11 protein-coding genes are annotated in these 15,221 nt (G+C 73.7%); 1 reads left to right on the top strand and 10 read right to left on the bottom strand.

Going from position 1 to position 15,221, the window contains the following annotated elements:
• Positions 1-36: 36 nt before the first annotated feature.
• Positions 37-1,518: a nicotinate phosphoribosyltransferase gene (locus ACYU96_RS02615; RefSeq protein WP_460748821.1), complete on the top strand. Its 1,482-nt coding sequence runs from the start codon at positions 37-39 to the stop codon at positions 1,516-1,518.
• A gap of 73 nt (positions 1,519-1,591) precedes the next feature.
• On the opposite strand, the gene nagB is transcribed toward ACYU96_RS02615, so the two are convergent.
• From nagB to ACYU96_RS02665, 10 genes are all read right to left on the bottom strand, one after another.
• Positions 1,592-2,371: a glucosamine-6-phosphate deaminase gene (nagB, locus tag ACYU96_RS02620; protein WP_460748822.1), complete on the bottom strand. Its 780-nt coding sequence runs from the start codon at positions 2,369-2,371 to the stop codon at positions 1,592-1,594.
• 1 nt (position 2,372) lies between these two features.
• Entirely contained in the window at positions 2,373-3,491 is a 1,119-nt protein-coding gene (locus ACYU96_RS02625) for an ROK family protein (RefSeq protein ID WP_460748824.1), read from the bottom strand.
• Complete coding sequence (locus ACYU96_RS02630) at positions 3,491-4,426, bottom strand: carbohydrate ABC transporter permease (protein WP_460748825.1); 936 nt, start codon at positions 4,424-4,426, stop codon at positions 3,491-3,493. The genes ACYU96_RS02625 and ACYU96_RS02630 overlap by 1 nt, the downstream gene beginning before the upstream one ends.
• Positions 4,423-5,379, bottom strand: coding sequence for a carbohydrate ABC transporter permease (locus ACYU96_RS02635; RefSeq protein ID WP_460748827.1), 957 nt, complete (start codon positions 5,377-5,379; stop codon positions 4,423-4,425). Before ACYU96_RS02635 ends, ACYU96_RS02630 begins: the two co-directional genes overlap by 4 nt.
• Positions 5,380-5,482: 103 nt before the next feature.
• Entirely contained in the window at positions 5,483-6,772 is a 1,290-nt protein-coding gene (locus ACYU96_RS02640; protein ID WP_460748829.1) for an extracellular solute-binding protein, read from the bottom strand.
• A gap of 79 nt (positions 6,773-6,851) precedes the next feature.
• Positions 6,852-7,997 carry an ROK family transcriptional regulator gene (locus tag ACYU96_RS02645; protein WP_460748831.1) on the bottom strand — a complete coding sequence of 382 codons (1,146 nt, stop codon included), beginning with the start codon at positions 7,995-7,997 and terminating at the stop codon, positions 6,852-6,854.
• A gap of 124 nt (positions 7,998-8,121) precedes the next feature.
• Positions 8,122-9,522 (bottom strand): extracellular solute-binding protein, encoded by a 1,401-nt coding sequence (locus tag ACYU96_RS02650; RefSeq protein ID WP_460748832.1) that lies wholly within the window; start codon positions 9,520-9,522, stop codon positions 8,122-8,124.
• A 276-nt stretch (positions 9,523-9,798) separates the two neighbouring features.
• Positions 9,799-10,200: a RidA family protein gene (locus ACYU96_RS02655; protein WP_460748834.1), complete on the bottom strand. Its 402-nt coding sequence runs from the start codon at positions 10,198-10,200 to the stop codon at positions 9,799-9,801.
• A 113-nt stretch (positions 10,201-10,313) separates the two neighbouring features.
• Entirely contained in the window at positions 10,314-11,519 is a 1,206-nt protein-coding gene (locus ACYU96_RS02660) for an alanine racemase (protein WP_460748836.1), read from the bottom strand.
• 147 nt (positions 11,520-11,666) lie between these two features.
• Positions 11,667-15,191, bottom strand: coding sequence for a family 20 glycosylhydrolase (locus ACYU96_RS02665; protein ID WP_460748838.1), 3,525 nt, complete (start codon positions 15,189-15,191; stop codon positions 11,667-11,669).
• Positions 15,192-15,221 lie beyond the last annotated feature (30 nt).

Genomic DNA, 15,221 nt, shown 5'->3' on the forward strand with positions numbered 1-15,221 from the left:
CTGCTCACGCAGTCCGTCTGCCATACCGTTGACCGTATGACCAGCGAGCCCCGGGGCATCGCCGCCCCGCTCAACGACTGGCCCGCCCTGAGAGTCGTCGCGCCGACAACGACGTCGGATCCCGCACCGGACCAGGACCGGCCGCCCGCCACCCCCACAGACCTGCCCGCGGCCCCACGACCGGCAGCGCGGCCGTCGGTCGCGCTGCTCACCGACCGCTACGAGCTGACGATGCTGCAGGCCGCGCTCGCCGACGGCACGGCCGACCGGCACTGCGTGTTCGAGGTGTTCACCCGCCGCCTCCCCGCCGGGCGCCGCTACGGCGTGCTCGCCGGCACCGGTCGCGTCCTGGAAGCGCTGCCGCACTTCCGGTTCGGCGACGCCGAGCTGGCGTACCTCGAGCGTGCGGGCGTCGTGGACGCCCGCACGCTCGACTACCTGTCCGACTACCGCTTCACGGGCACCATCCAGGGCTATGCCGAGGGCGAGATGTTCTTCCCCGGCTCACCCGTGATGCAGGTCGAGGGCACGTTCGCGGAGGCGGTGCTCCTCGAGACGCTCGTGCTGTCGATCCTCAACTACGACTCCGCGGTCGCGTCGGCCGCCTCGCGGATGACCAGCGCGGCGGTGGACCGGCCCGTGCTGGAGATGGGCTCGCGGCGCGCGCACGAGCAGGCGGCGATCGCTGCCTCCCGGGCCGCCGTCATCGCCGGGTTCGCGGGCACGTCCAACCTCGAGGCCGGCATGCGCTACGGCCTGAGCACCATCGGCACCGCCGCGCACGCGTTCACGCTCCTGCACGACGACGAGCCGGCCGCGTTCCGCGCGCAGGTCGAGGCGTTCGGCGCCGGCACCACGTTGCTCGTCGACACGTACGACGTGATGCGCGGCGTCGACCGCGCCGTCGAGATCGCCGGGACGGGCCTCGGCGCCGTCCGTCTCGACTCCGGGGACCTCGGAGGGCTCGCCACCGAGGTCCGCGCCCGGCTCGACGAGCTGGGCGCGCGCGACACGAAGATCGTGGTCACCTCGGACCTCGACGAGTACGCGATCGCCTCGCTCGCCGCCGTGCCGGTGGACACCTACGGCGTGGGCACCCAGCTCGTGACCGGGTCCGGGGCCCCGACCTGCGGGATGGTCTACAAGCTCGTCACGCGCGAGAACTCGGCCGGAAGACTGGAGCCGGTGGCGAAGGCGTCCTCCGGCAAGGAGTCGCGCGGGGGCCGCAAGGCGGCGGGCCGGCGGTACGGCCCGGACGGCCGGGCCACCGAGGAGGTCCTGGTGACCGGGCCGGACGAGCTGGTCAACGCCTGGACCCCCGAGACCCGTGACATCCGCCCGCTGCACGCGCCGCTCGTCGTGGAGGGCGCGGTGGACTCCCGCTGGGTGGGCGCCTACGGCGTCGAGAACGCGGTAAGGACCCACGCGAACGCCCGGGCGGAGCTCCCGCGCGGGGCCCGCCGCCTCTCGGCGGGAGACCCTGCCCTGCCCACCACGGCCCTCCCTCTGACGAGCTGACCCAGGAGGCGCCGGGCGACCGCTTCCCGGCGGGTCGGCCGTCTCGCGCCTCCTGGATCTGGCCCGCAGGCCGCTACAGGCCCTGCCAGTCCGGCTTCTCCGCATAGGTCTGGCGGTAGTAGTCGGCAAGCTGGAGGCGGCTTGCGGCCGCGTCGTCCACCAGGACGGTGGCGTGCGGGTGGAGCTGCATGATCGTCGCCGGCCACATGGCCGAGACCGGCCCCTCCACGAGCTGGTGCACCGCCTCCGCCTTCGCCCGGCCGGTGGCGAGCAGGACCAGGTGCTTCGCCGACATGATCGTCGCCAGGCCCTGGGTGAGGCAGTGCCGCGGCACGTCGTCGACCGCCCCGCCGAAGAAGCGCGCGTTGTCCTCGCGGGTCTGCCGCGTCAGCGTCTTGATCCGCGTACGCGACGCCAGCGACGAGCCCGGCTCGTTGAACGCGATGTGCCCGTCCGTACCGATGCCGAGGAGCTGCAGGTCCACCCCGCCGGCCGCCGCGATCGCGGCCTCGTAGTCCGCGCAGGCCGCCTCCAGGTCGGCGGCGCCGCCGTCCGGGCCCTGCACCGCCCCCGGCGCGAAGTCGACGCGGGAGGCGATCTCCTTCTCGATGACGTTCCGGTACCGCTCGGGATGGTCGTCGGGCAGGCCGACGTACTCGTCGAGCATGAAGGCGCGGGCGCGCGCGAAGGACAGCCCGTCCTCGTGCCGCCGGGCGAGCTCGTCGTACACCTTGAGCGGGCTGGAACCGGTGGCCAGCCCGAGGACGCTCCGGGGCCGCTCGGTCAGCAGACCCTCGGTCGCGTCCGCGGCCAGCCGTGCCAGCTCGTCGGCCGCTGCGATCACGACCTCCATGTCAGCGTCCTTCCGTCTTCGCGCCCGCCAGCGCCCGGTCCGTGATCCTGTCCGACGGCGCCGCCGCGGGCCGCTGCGTCGCGCGGGGGTCCTCGGCCGTCGTCTCGCCGTCGCGCCGGCCCAGCACCGCCGCACCGACGGCGGCGACCGGCACGTCCGCCGGGGCCAGCGTGACACGTCCGGGCAGCCCCAGCGACGCGAGGAACGGCGACGCCTTCGCCTGCTCCCGCAGGGAGTCGCGCACGACGTCGAGCAGCGGCTGCCCGAGCTGAGCCACGCCGCCGCCGAGCACCACGTAGCGCACGTCGACGGTGAGCACGAGCAACCGCACCGCCGCCGCGACGGCGTCCGAGAACCGCGTGCGCACCCGGATCGCCTCGGCGTCCCCGGCCTCGGCGGCCTCGAACAGCTCCACCGGTGCCGGCCTGCCGTGCCGTGCCGGCCAGGCCTCGGCCAGCGCGGTGCCGGACACGAACGTCTCGACGCAGCCGCGCTGCCCGCAGGAGCACTCGGGACCCGCCGGGTCGACCGGCACGTGCCCGATCTCCCCGGCGGCGCCGCTCACCCCGCGGCGCAGGTGGCCGTCCATGACGAGCCCGGACGCGACACCGGTGCCGAGCGCGAGGAACGCAAGATCTTCGTGGCCGGTCGTGCCGCCGCCCGGACCGGCGCCCGCCGGACCACGACCACCGTCCGGCCCGGACCGCTCGCGCTCGAGCACGTGTGCGGCACCGACGGCGGCGACGTTGAGATCGTTCTCCACGACGACGGGGATGCCGCCGAGCGCGACGGAGAGCAGGCCGGCCAGCGGCAGCTCGTCGCCCTCGACCCCGAGGTTGACCGCGTGCTTCACGGTGCCGGCCGCAGCGTCCACGATCCCCGGGATGCCGAGCCCGACGCCACCCACCACGGTCAGGTCGAGCCCGGCCGCGCCGACGACGTCGCGCACGGCACGGGTGGCGGACCGCACCACGCCGTCGGGCCCGAGCTCGGTGGCCAGGCGCGTGGTGGCGACCAGGCCGCCCTGCGGGTCCAGGAGGGCGCCCAGGATCTTGGTCCCGCCGATGTCCAGGCCGACGGTGTACGGCGTGGGCCCGGACGTGTTGGTGCTCGTGTTCATCAGCCTTTCACCGCGCCGGCGACCAGGCCACCGGACATCCGGCCCTGGACGAGGAGGAAGAAGATCACTGCCGGGATCGCCACGAGGACCGCGGCGGCCATGACGGCGCCCCAGTTCGTGGCCTGCGTGACCATGAGGAAGGTCCGCAGCCAGAGTGTCAGGGTCATCGCGTCGGGGCGCTGCATGATCACCAGCGCCATGACGAACTCGTTCCACGCGTTGATGAAGGCGAAGATGCCGGTGGCGACGAGCCCGGGTGCGAGCAGCGGGAACGTGACCCGCCAGAAGGCTCCCGCCGGCGAGCAGCCGTCGATCATCGCGGCCTCCTCGAGCTCCTTCGGCACGCCCGCGACGAAGCCCCGCAGCGTCCAGATGGTGAAGGGCAGGACGCCCGCCACGTACACCATCGAGAGGCCGATGATCGTGTTGATCAGCGCCCAGCCGTCGATGATCCGGAACAGGGAGATGATCATCGCCTCGCCCGGGATCATCTGGATCACGAGGATCAGGACGAGGAACGTCCGGCGCCCCTTGAAGGTGAAGCGCGTCAGCGCGATCGACGCGACGAAGCCCACCACGAGGCACACGAGAAGAGTGAGGAACGTGGTGCCGATCGAGTTCAGCACGGCAGGCTCGAACGGCGCCCGCTCCTGGCTGAACATCGCCGAGCGATAGTTCGACAGCGTGAAGACGTCCGGTGTCGGGAAGAAGGAGATCTCCTCGCCCCGGATCCGGTCGTTCGGCAGGAACGACGTGTTCAGCATCCAGTAGACGGGGAAGACGAACACGCCGAAGACCGCGAGCGCGACGGCCCCCCACCCGGCGTCCTTGACGCGCCTGACGGGCGACCTGCGTACCGCCGCCGTGACGGTAGCGCTTCCAGACCTGCGCGCGGGGGCCGCCGGCCCCCGGTCGGCCAGCTTGACCCCGCTCACAGCTCTTCCTCCTTGATGGTGCGGCGCACGTAGTAGATCGACAGCAGGAGCATGACCCCCACGAAGACGAACGCGATGGCGCTGGCGGTGCCGAAGTGCCCCTGGCCCATGCCCATCTGGTAGATGTAGACGCCGATCGTGTTGGTCTTCTGGCGGTCACCGCCGATGTCCTGGAGCGCGTAGACCTGCGGAAAGACTTTGAGGTCCCAGATCATCGAGAGCACCACGAGCACGGTGATGATGGTCCGCACGTACGGCACCATGACGAGCCGGAAGCGCTGGGACGCGCTGGCACCGTCGAGCTGGGCGGCCTCGAGGACCTCGCCCGGGATCTGGGACAGCCCCGCGTACATCGTGAACGCGACGAACGGGATGGCACCCCAGACGATGATGAAGGTCAGGATGGTGAAGAAGCCGAGCGGGTCGAGCAGCCAGGAGTGGCCGAACCAGCGCTCCCCCGTGATCCGGGTGAGCAGGTTGTTCACGAGGCCGTACTCGGTGTCGAAGATCCAGCCCCAGACGGTCGTCGAGCTGATCGGCGGCATCGCCCAGGCGAGCAGCAGGCCGACGGCGACCAGGAGCCGGAACCCCTTGCTCAGGCGCATCATGAGCAGCGCGACGAGAGTGCCGATCACCATGGTCAGCACGACCGCGACGATCATGAAGAGGATGCTGCGGCCCAGGACCGCCCAGAAGGTGCTGTCGGTGAGGATCGCGACGTAGTTGTCGAAGCCCACCCACTCGGCGGGCACGCCCATGACCTGGGCGCGCTCGTACTCCTGGAAGGACATGATCAGCATCCGCACGACCGGGTAGCCGGTCAGGACGCCGAGGATCACTATCGACGCGGACAGCAGGAGCCAGGGCACGGTGGGGAAGCGGCGGCGCTGCCGCGGGGACGGCGGCGCCGCGGGCGCCGGTGGCGCCGGGGTTTCGGTGGCGAGGGAGCTCATGGCCGCCTTCCGATGACGAGCGGGTCGGGGGGCAAGGTGACGGTCCCCTGCCCGGCTCCGGGGGTGCCGGGCAGGGGACCGTGGGAGGGGTGACGCCGAGGCGTCAGCCGTTGAGGATGGCCTCGATCTCGGCGTCGAGGTCGGCGGCGACCTGCTCCACGTCGTCGCCGTTGGCGAGACGCGTGAACTGGGTCTGCAGCACGGTCTGCGCCTCGACGTCGGCCCACTTCGGCGTGGCCGGCGTGAGCCTGGAGCTCGCCGCCGCCTCGACACCCGCGGCGCCGATCGAGTCCTCCTGCGGGACCTCGCCCGCCAGGGAGACCTTGGCCGGGATCAGGCCGGTGCCGCCGATGATGCTCTGGTACTCGTCGCTCAGCATGATCTTGAGCGCTTCGTAGGCCAGGTCACGCTGCTCCGACTTCTGCGCGATGGCGACGTTCGAGCCGCCGGCGAACACCTGGGCGGCGCCGCCGTCCTTGCCCGGCAGGGCGAAGGCCTCGAGGTCCGCGCCGTACGTCGACTCGCAGCCGGGGACGCCGTCCTCCTCCGCGGGCTCCTCGGGCGCCTTGATGGACCACTGGATCCACGTCGGCGCGGAGAGGTAGCCGATCTTGCCCTCGCAGAACGGCACCTGCAGGTCGGTCTCCTGACCGTCCGCCGGGGCGTTCGACGCGTTGAGCATCAGGTCCTGGATCTGCTCCATGCCGGCGAGGCCACCCTCGCTGGAGAAGCCCGCGTCCCAGGTGCCGTCCTCGGCCTGCTCGGCGACGTAGCCGCCGTTCTCCCAGATGAAGGGCAGGGTGTTGTACCAGTCCTGGCCCGGCCACCACATGCCGGAGAACTTGCCCTTCGTGTAAGCGTCCTTCGCCGTGTCGACGTACTCGTCGAGCGTGGCGGGGACCTCGGCGTCGACCAGCTCGGGGCTGTAGAACACCGCGCGCGAGCCGGCGTAGTACGGCACCGCGTAGTGGGCGCCCTCCCAGTCGCCGGCCTCGACGAACCCGGGGAGCAGGTCGCTGCCGCCGAGCTCCTCGAACTCCTCGTCGGTCAGCTCGCTGAAGTACGACGCGGACGTGAAGGCCGAGGCCTGCGTGTTGCCGATCTCGACGACGTCCGGGGCGTCGGAGCCCGCGAGCGCCGTCGTGTACTTGTCGACGAGCCCGTCCCAGGACTGCTCCTCGATGACGAGCGTGGAGCCCTCGTTCTCCTCCTCGAAGGTCTCGACCAGGTAGTCGCGGGCCTCGTCGGGCGTGTCGGTCCCGACGAGCCAGACGCGGACCTCGCCGGTGCTCGGCCCGCCGTCGGCGGTCTCGTCGTCGCCGGCCGCGCACGCGCCGAGCGCCATGGTCATGGATGCTGTCGCCGTGATGGCGACAAGACGGTTCTTCCTCACGAAGTTTTCCTCTCGGAGCTTTCCTGTGATGCCGGTGCGGGTGAAGTGCCCCGCCGCCTGCGTGACCACACCTCTGTGCTCACGACACCCCCAGCTGAGCGGACAGGACCAGGACGGCGGCGCCGAGGAGCACCACGTCCTGACCGAGAGACGCCATCCGGAGCTGCAGTCCGGCGCTGACCGCCGGCATCGTCCGCTCCAGCAGGGTCTCGTGCGCTGCCTCTCGCAGGGGGCCGTCGAGCAGGTCCGCGGGACCGCTCAGCAGGACCTCGGCGAGGTTCAGCGCGCTGACGACGGGTGCGAGGGTCGTTCCGAGCACCCTGCCGACCTCCGCCAGGTCGGCGTCAGCGGTCTTGGGGTCCTTGTCCTCGACCGCGCGGCGCAGCGCGCGGGTGGACAGGACGGTCTCGAGGCAGCCGCGGCGGCCGCAGGCGCACGGCTCGCCGTCGTCGACGGCTGTGGTGTGGCCGAGCTCGCCGGCGGCGAAGTGCAGGCCGTGCACCCGGATGCCGTCGACGAGGATCCCGGCGCCGACGCCGAGCCCCACGAGCATCACGAGGGTGCCGGCGGCGGCGCCGCCGTAGGTGAACTCACCGAGCGCCGCCGTGTTGGCGTCGTTGGCGACCTGGACGGGCAGGCCGATCCGGTCGGTGAGGATCTCGGCGAGCGGCAGGTCGTACCAGCCGCGGTTCGGGGCCTCGATGACGCGGCCGTTCTCGTCGATGACGCCGGGCGAGCCGACGCCGACGCCGAGCACGGGACAGGAGGCCGCGGCGACGAGCAGCCGGGCGAAGCGGGCGACGAGGTCGGTGAGCTCGTCGCCGGTGCGGCCGTCGACGTCGACGGTGCGGCGTTCGAGGACCTGACCGGTCAGGCTGACCACGGCGCCGCGGATCTGGGCGGCGTCGGTCAGGTCGAGGGAGACGATCTGGAACGCGTCGCCGCGCAGGCCGACCAGGATCGCCGGCTTGCCGACGCGCTGACCGGGCCGGGTGCCGAGCTCTTCGACGAGGCCCTCGGCGATCAGCACCGAGACGAGGTCGGAGATGGTGACGCGGGTCAGGGAGGTGGCGCGGGCGAGGTCGGCGCGCGACGTCGGGCCCTCGTGGAACAGGTGCTGGAGCACGAGCGAACGGTTGTGCGCGCGTGCGTGCTCGGGAAGCACCTTGGAGGTGGCGCGGAGGCGCTCACCCACCTTTCCGCTGCTACGTGTCGTCGTCGGCATGTTTGTTAGTACACCTGATTAACGTGCCGCTGTCCATGACCGTGCGGGGCCGTTACCTGACCGTTACTGAACCTCACCCGCACCACCGGGCGGCCGGGGCAGGCGCCGAGGGCCGCTGCGCGCCTCACTCGCCACCCGTGCCGACGGAGGCGTTGGAGGCCGTGGCCGTGGCGCCGTCGCCGGCCCCTGAGCCCTCCTCGCGCGCGTCGTCCGCGGAGAGCCAGTTGAGCATCGACTCGATCTGGTAGTCGAGGTCCTTGGCCACCTGCGTGGGGTCGCCGCCGCGGGCGAGCCTCTCGAAGGCGGTCGGGATGATGCCGGAGGCCTCGATGTCGGACCACTTCGGCGCGGCCGGGGTCACCCGCGCCTCCTGCGCCGCGACCACTCCCGCGGCGGCGATCGGGTCCGACTGGTCGACCGCGACCGCCAGCGAGCTCCGCCCCGGGATCAGCCCGGCCTCGGCCAGGATCGTCTGGTACTCGTCCCCCAGCATGATCCGCATCGCCTCGTAGGCGAGCTCGGGGTGCTCGGACCGCTCGGCCATCGCGATGTTCGACCCGCCCGCGAAGACCGGGGCCGCTCTTCCCGGCTCGGTCCCGGGCAGCGGGACGGCCTTCAGGTCCTTGCCGCGGGTGGACCCGCAGCCCGGGTTCCCGCCCTCCTCCTCGGGCACCTCCGGGGCCTTGATGTCCCACTGCAGCCAGGTCGGGCCGGAGACGAAGCCCGCGGCGCCCGCGCAGAACGGCTCGTGCAGGTTCGTGCCGTCGGCCTCGATCGGGGCGTTCGACGCCGCCGTCATGAGGCGCTGCACCTGCGCCATCCCCTCGATCCCGCCGGGCGTGGAGAAGCCCGCGTCCCACGAGCCGTCGTCGCGCTGCTGGGCGACGTACCCGCCGTTCGCCCAGACGAAGCCGAGGGCGCTGTACCAGTCGCGCCCCGGTAGCCACATGCCGGAGAACTCCGGGGTACGCATCTCGACAGCCGTGTCCACGAGCTGGTCGAGCGTCTCGGGGACGGGCCGGCCGCCGAGCATCTCCTCGGAGTAGAACAGCACGCGCGAGCCGGCGTAGTACGGCATCGCGTAGTAGGCGTCGTCGTAGGTGCCCGCCTCGACGAACCCGGGCAGCAGGTCGTCCCCGCCCAGCTCGGCGTACTGCTCCGGCGTGATCTCCGCGAGCAGGCCGCTGGCGTTGAACGCCGCCGCCTGGGTGTTGCCCATCTCGACGACGTCCGGCACGACCTCCCGGGTGCCGCGGCTGAGGCGGTCGGTCAGCACGTCCGTCAGGCCGGTCCACGACTGGCGGTCCACGATGAGCTCGACGTCCGGATGCTCCCGCTCGAAGGCCTCCGTCAGGTACTCGACGGCCTCCTCGGGCGTGTCCTGCCCGGCCAGCCACACGCGGACCGTCGTCGGCCCCGCGGGGGCAGCGCTCTCCTCGCCCTCCGGCTCCGCCCCGCACCCGGCGACGACCAGAGACGTGGCGCACGCCGCGGCGAGCGCGGCACTGACGTTCTTCTTCCTCATGACCGCACGACCCTTCGACGAGCCCGGCGACGGAACCGGCGACGCCTCCTCCGGCCCGCACGCCGCGCTTATGTTAGCCCCCCTACTAAAGACCTCGGGGGCGCGCGGGTCCAGCCATGTCACCGAGAATTTACGGTCGGACCGACCGTTTCACCCGATTTTTCACCCGTTGGGTCGCGTGACTGCGCTCCCACCCGTCGGAGTGCGCTCTACGGCAGGGACCGCCGTCCCCTCCTCCGGCGGTGATCGCCGGGGCCGGCGGCGGCCGAACACCCCTCAGCCGGTGATCGCCAGGGCGTCGATCTCCACCAGCATCTCCTCGCGCGGCAGCCCCACCATCACCGTGGTCCGGCCGGGCAGCACGCCCGACGGGCAGCGCTCCGTCACGAACGCGCCGTACGCCTCGTTCATCGCGGCGAAGTCGTCCCGCGACGTGAGGTAAACGCGCAGCATGACGACGTCGTCGAACGTCGCCCCCGACGCCTCCACGATCGCCGCCACGTTCTCCAGGGTCCGGGTCGTCTGCGCGGCGACGTCGCCCGGGAAGACGTACTCCCCCGACACCGGGTCCACGGGCCCCTGCCCGCTCACCTGCACGAACGGCCCCTTCCGCACGCCCTGGTGAAAGGTGTGCGCGGGCGCCGGAGCCCGGTCGGTCCGGATCGCGTGCTTGCTCATGAGGTTCCTCCTGTTCCTGGACGACGCCGCCGACCGGCGCCGCTCCCACGGTGCCCGCACCACCGGAGCGCACCGTGCGCTCGCTCGCCGGGTGCGGGCGCGAGCCGGTCCCGTCAGTGGAAGGCGAGGCGGAGCGGCTCCACGATCTCGTCGCCGTCCACCAGGTATGCCGTGCGGTAGAGCTGGAAGGTGGTGCACGGGTGCGAGATCCCGAAGCCGACCACGTCCCCCGGGCGGATCGCCTCGGCCGCCGCCTGCCCGACCCGCACGAAGGCGTGCTGGTCGTTGAGCGCGGTCACCTCGCCCCAGCCGTCGGGGAGCTCGCGCGCCGCGCCGAGACGCCCGTCGTCGTCGACCGTCCGGACCGTGAGCGGTGTCGGCAGGTCGATGTCCGACGACGCGTCGCGGCGCCCCACGCCGCAGATGACCAGCCCGGGCTCCGGCGTCGAGAGCACCTGCCCCCACACCGTCAGCGCCGGGCGCAACGGCGCCCTGCCCAGCCGGCTCCACGGGTCGGTGCGCCGGTAGTGGCCGTGGTCGTGCGCGACGTACGCGCCGGACCGCAGCACCACGCGCGTCGCGACCGACGCGCCCGACGGGTCGACCAGCGGTCGGGTCAGCTCGCGCAGCACGACGTCGGCGAACGCGCTCCCGCCCGCGCTGAGCACCACCTGGGCGTCCACGAGCCCGGCGACGCGAGCGCCCGCCGCGCGCAGGTCGGCGCACCAGCGGGCCACGGCCTCGAGCTCGCCGTCGCTGGTCCCGCCGGCCACCGGGCCCTCGTAGCCGGCGACACCGACGAGCCGCAGCCCCGTCCGGGTCACCTCACGGGCGAGGGCGGCGACCTGGCCGATCGACCGCACACCGGTGCGGCCCCCCGGCACGCCGACCTCCACCAGCACGCCCAGCCGCTCGGGAAACAGCGCCTCGGCGAACGCCGCGTCCAGCAGCGCCACGCCCTCGGGCGAATCGACGTAGACCCAGGCCTCCTCGACGTCGCCCGCGTCGAGCGCGGAGCGCAGCCAGCGGATCTCGCGCGGGTCGGTGAGCTCGTTGGCCAGCAGCACGCGGGTCCGGAGGCCGACCTTGCCCCACCAGACGACCTCCCGGAGCTGGCTGGGCGTGGCCACCGTCGCGCCCCAGGTCCCGGCGGCCGCCTGGCGCCGGTAGATCCCTGTCGACATGTGTGTCTTCACATGCGGCGCGAACTCCACGCCGGCGTCCGAGAACGTCGTCGCGACGGACGCGATGTTGTGGTCGAGCGCCGCTTCGTCGACGGTGAGCAGCGGCCAGGACAGCGAGGAGTCATCGATACGCACGGGACACATCCTGCCGGACGCCGCCACCCCGCTTCTGCCAGGGCGGTCGCTCCCGCTCGTCCCTCCCTGCCTCGGCGGACACCGCTGCCGCCGAGGGGGTCCGTCCTGGCCGCCCCCGGCCGGCTCGGCAGCACCACGGGCAGCGGGTCACAGGCCGGAGGTGCCGGCCCGGCGGGACCGGTCCGGGCGGAGCGGAGCGCCCGGGGTCGCACCCGTGAGGGCCCCGTCGGCCAGGACCGGGATACCGCGCACCAGGACGTCGTCGATGCCGGACGCGACCACGCGGGGCAGGTCGTACGTCGCGCGGTCGCGGACCGTGCCCGGGTCGACCAGGACGACGTCGGCCACGGACCCGGCGGCGAGCACGCCCCGGCCGGAGAGGCCGAAGCGGCGTGCCGCCCGCCCCGCGAGGTGCTCCACGGCGTCGTGCCACGACCAGTCCCCCGACCCGACGCGCTCGGACAGCATCCGCGCGAACGCTCCCCAGCCCCGCGGGTGCGGGCGTCCGCCCAGGTAGATCGCGTCGGACCCGCCCAGATGCGCGGGATGGCCCGCGAGCGCCCGGACCGACTCGGCGGAGTTGGTGGGCGGCTGCGCGAAGACGCACGTGGCCCGCAGGCCGGTCGCCACGAGCACCTCGATCACGGCGTCGCCGGGGTCGAGCCCGAGCCGGGTGGCGACGTCGGGCAGCGTGCGGCCCTCCGCCCACGTCAGGTTGCGGCCCCCGCGGGCCGGGACGGACGCGAAGGTGACGCGCGGCCACAGGTCGGCGAGCCCGGCGAAGTGCTCGCGCCGCAGCCGGGCGGCCACCGCCGGGTCGCGCAGTGCGGCGACGGTGGCGTCCGGGTCGGCGAGCGGGAGCCAGGACGGCAGCGAGACCATCGAGAGGATGGAGCATCCCCGCAGGTAGGGGTAGGTGTCGAAGGTGATGTCCAGCCCGCCGGACCGGGCCTCGTCGACGTACCCGGCGAGCTCGGCGGCAGGCCCGTGGTAGTGCGACACGTGGGTCGCGACGCCGGTCTCGCGCGCGATCCGCACCAGCTCGGCGAACGCGTCCCCGGCCTTGTCCTCGTACCCGCGCATGTGGCTGACGTGCGGCAGCCCGCGCCTGGCGACGACGGCGGCCAGCGTGACCAGCTCCCGCTCGTCCGCGTAGCCGCCGGGCACGTACTCGAGTCCGGTCGAGAGCCCGCACGCGCCGTCGTCGAGCGCCTGGCGGAGCAGCCGCGACATGAGCGCCAGCTCTTTCTTGGAGGCGCGCTTCGGGCTGCTTCCGAGCACCTCGTGGCGGATCGTGCCGTGCGGGGCGAGGTACGCGACGTTCACCGGGACAGTCCCGTCGTAGCAGGCCAGGAGGTCGCGCACGCGAGGGCCACGGTAACCTGGCCGGTCGCCTCCGTTCCCCGGCGGGCCGCCTCCGTCTCCCGGGCGGTCGCCGAGGATCGCCGCGAAGTACGCCGCCGGCCACACCCCGTCACCCGGCGCGTACGACACCCCGTCCTGCCCGGTCACCACCGTCGTGACCCCCTGGCGCAGCAGGGCGTGCTGCACGTCCGGGTCGAACACCACTCCTTCGGCGTGCGAGTGCGCGTCGATCAGTCCCGGCAGCGCGACGCGCCCGCCGGCGTCCAGCACGGTGCCCGGCGCCGTGCCGAGGGCCGGGCCCGGCGCGGCGCCCCGCCCGCCGGCCGCCGTGGGACCCGCACCGGCCTGGGTCACCAGCGCCACGCGCCCGCCCGCGAGATGCAGGTCCACGGGCTCGGACAGCCCGCCGTCGGGCAGCGGCAGCCGCGCCCCGCGGACCAGGCTCACGGCCGCCCCGTCTTTCCTCGGGCTCCTGGCCACGGGAACCTCCACGCCGATGTCGCGCGCACGACCGGCGACGCCCGGGCGGCGCTGCCACGGGCGCGGGCCGTCGAGCGGGCGGTACTCGACGCCGTAGGCGTCGAGCCGGGGCAGGTGGTGCGCGGCCAGCCGGTCCAGGAACTCCGCCGACGACGGCGTCCCCGGCGCGCGGTCCGCCGCCGGCGACCAGAGCACCTCGGCAGCCGCCGCGAGCCGCGGGAACGCCGCGTAGTCCACACGGCGTGCGGAGTCCAGGTGCTCGGTCCAGACCTGCGCCTGGCCGCCGAGCAGCCGCCCCGGGGCGGGCGCGGGACCCGCACCGGCCCTCGCTCGCGAGCCGTCGGGCCCGGGCACCGCCCCGTCCGCGCCGGGTGCTGACGGTTCCGTGCGCGGCGGGGAGGAGAGCGCGGACGCCGGGTCGTAGGCGAGGACGTCCTCGACGGTGCGTACGAAGCCGACCGGGACCGGCTCACCGGGGTCGTCGCTCGCGCGGTGGTCCAGGTAGAACGCGTGCTCGGGGGCGACGACGACGTCGTGCCCGGCGGCCACCGCCTCGCCGGCGACGTGCGGCCGAGGAGCCTGCCAGGCCACCACGGCGACGTCGTCGGGCAGGTCGGGGCCGAGGGCGTCGTCCCAGACGAGCGCGCGCCGCCCCAGGGAGCGCGCGTGCTCGGCCAGGCGGCCGAGGAACCAGCCGTGCAGGCGGGCCACGTCGGGACCGCCGTCGTCCCCGACGAGGCCGAGGGCGGCGGCGCGCGCCCGGATCGCGGGCGACGCCGCCCAGTGGCCGGTCGGGACCTCGTCGCCGCCGAGGTGGATCCACGGGGCGTCGAACACCTCCACGACCTCGTCGAGCACGTGCCGGAAGAAGGAGAGCGACTCGTCGGACGGGTCGAGCACGTCCTCGCTGATGCCCCAGGTGGTACGGACGCCGCGGCGGTGCTTGCGGGTGCCGAGGAACGGGTAGGCGGCCGCCGCCGCCTCGACGTGCCCGGGCACGTCGATCTCGGGGACGACGGCGACCCCGCGGTCCCGCGCGTACGCGACGATCTCGCGCAGGTCGTCCTGGGTGTAGAAGCCGCCGTGCGGCGTGCCGTCGCCGGTACCGGTCCGCCACGTCCCGACCGTCGACTCCGCCCGCCACGCGCCGGCCTGCGTCAGCTCGGGGTAGCGGCGCACCTCGAACCGCCAGCCCTGGTCGTCGGTGAGATGGAGCTGGAGCACGTTGAGCTTGTGCAGGGCCGCGAGGTCGACGAACCGCAGCACGTCCTGGCGGGGCAGGAAGTGCCGGGCGACGTCGAGCAGCACCCCGCGCCAGGCGAAGCGGGGGTGGTCCTCGACGGTGCCGACCGGAAGGCCGACCGTGCGCGACGACGGCGGGCGGGCTCCGGCGGCGCCGCGGACCGGTGCGCGGCGGAACGCGGCGGGACCGGCCAGCTGCCGCAGCGTCTGGGCGGCGGCGTGCGCGCCGTCGAGGTCGGATGCCTCGACCCGCACCCGTCCCGGGGGGTGCGCGGCCGCTCGGCGCGCGGGCCCGGTCGGTGCGCCCGTCGTGCCCTGCGCCGCGACGGGCGTGATGCGCAGGCGGTAGCCGCCCGGGAGGACGTCCGGGGCGTGGCCGAAGGTGATGTCGGGATCTGCCGCGGCAGCGTCGTCGGGCACGAGGTCGACGCCGAACGCCGCCTCCGTCACCCCGCGCCACCAGCGGGCGGCCGGCCGGAGGCCCGGGTCCGCGGCGACGCGTGCGCCGTCGGCGAGCGTGACGGTCCCGCTCCCGGTCCGCACGGAGACGGGAGCCGGCAGAAGACCAGGAGCATCGGCGACCACGAGTCGCAACCCTAGCGCCCGCGGCCGCAC

This window comes from Myceligenerans cantabricum, from assembly GCF_054777735.1.

Excerpts from the sequence above, each read along its gene's own strand:
- ACYU96_RS02615 (WP_460748821.1), top strand. The coding sequence starts at position 37 with ATGACCAGCGAGCCCCGGGGCATCGCCGCCCCGCTCAACGACTGGCCC.
- ACYU96_RS02635 (WP_460748827.1), bottom strand. The coding sequence starts at position 5,379 with ATGAGCTCCCTCGCCACCGAAACCCCGGCGCCACCGGCGCCCGCGGCG.
- ACYU96_RS02645 (WP_460748831.1), bottom strand. The coding sequence starts at position 7,997 with ATGCCGACGACGACACGTAGCAGCGGAAAGGTGGGTGAGCGCCTCCGC.
- nagB (WP_460748822.1), bottom strand. The coding sequence starts at position 2,371 with ATGGAGGTCGTGATCGCAGCGGCCGACGAGCTGGCACGGCTGGCCGCG.
- ACYU96_RS02650 (WP_460748832.1), bottom strand. The coding sequence starts at position 9,522 with ATGAGGAAGAAGAACGTCAGTGCCGCGCTCGCCGCGGCGTGCGCCACG.
- ACYU96_RS02625 (WP_460748824.1), bottom strand. The coding sequence starts at position 3,491 with ATGAACACGAGCACCAACACGTCCGGGCCCACGCCGTACACCGTCGGC.
- ACYU96_RS02655 (WP_460748834.1), bottom strand. The coding sequence starts at position 10,200 with ATGAGCAAGCACGCGATCCGGACCGACCGGGCTCCGGCGCCCGCGCAC.